Annotated in this window: 1 protein-coding gene; it reads left to right on the forward strand. The window is 66.2% G+C overall.

All coding sequences use genetic code 11. The features are described 5' to 3' along the window. Positions 1 to 61: 61 nt before the first annotated feature. A complete protein-coding gene (locus tag MQN93_RS43690; RefSeq protein ID WP_242713916.1) occupies positions 62 to 958 on the forward strand; it encodes an IS982 family transposase in 897 nt (298 codons plus the stop codon). Positions 959 to 982 lie beyond the last annotated feature (24 nt).

Raw genomic sequence — 982 nt, forward strand, 5'->3', positions numbered from 1 at the left:
CTAGACGAGTAGTTCCGATTGCGGGGTTCTCAGACGTGGGGAGGGTGTCCAACATCGGGTTGTGACGACCGATTTAGACACCCTCTTGACGGCACTGTACGTGCATGTCGACGACCGTTTGAAGACCCCGCGGTGGCGTGGACGTCCGCCGCGGCTGACCGACGCCGAGCTGGTGACCCTGGCCGTGGCCCAGGCCGTGCTGGGCTATCACTGCGAGGCACGCTGGCTGCGCTTCGCCCACGCCCATCTCCACGGAATGTTCCCGTATCTGCCTCAACGGTCGGCTTACAACAAGCGCCTGCGGGCAGCTCTGCCGCTGGTCAAACGTGCCATCCGGTCGCTGGCGGCAGACACCGACCTGTGGCTGGACGATGTGTGGATCGTGGATTCCACGCCCGTCGAATGCGCCCGCTCCCGGGAAACCGTGCGGCGCTCCGATCTGGCCGGCTGGGCCGGCTACGGCTACTGCCGCTCACACTCCCGTTTCTACTGGGGCCTGAAACTGCACCTGGTGTGCACACCGGCCGGGCTGCCCGTCACCTGGGCCCTGGCCGACCCGAAGATCGACGAACGGCAGGTGCTGGCCGCCCTGCTGGACTTCGAGCCCGGGCTCACCGCTGCCCGGCCCGGCCTGTTGATCCTGGCGGACAAGGGTTACATCGCCGCCGAACTTGACCGCTTCCTCGCCGCCCGCAACATCCAGTTGCTGCGGCCCTCATACCGCAATCGCGGTACCCCGCGGCCGGGAGAATCCCTGCTCAAAACAGTGCGACAGCTGATCGAGTCGGTGAACGACACCCTCAAGGGCCAGCTCGACCTGGAACAGCACGGCGGCCGCACCATCGAAGGTGTCGGCGTCCGAGTGGCCCAGCGGATCCTGGCGATGACCTGCGCGATCTGGCACAACCGCACCATCGGCGCACCCATCACCCGCTCACTGACCGCCTACGACCACTGAGCCACATCGGAACTACTCGTCTAG

Origin of the sequence: Streptomyces spinosisporus (genome assembly GCF_022698145.1) — a bacterium.
In the GTDB taxonomy this organism is placed as follows: Bacteria; Actinomycetota; Actinomycetes; order Streptomycetales; family Streptomycetaceae; genus Streptomyces; species Streptomyces spinosisporus.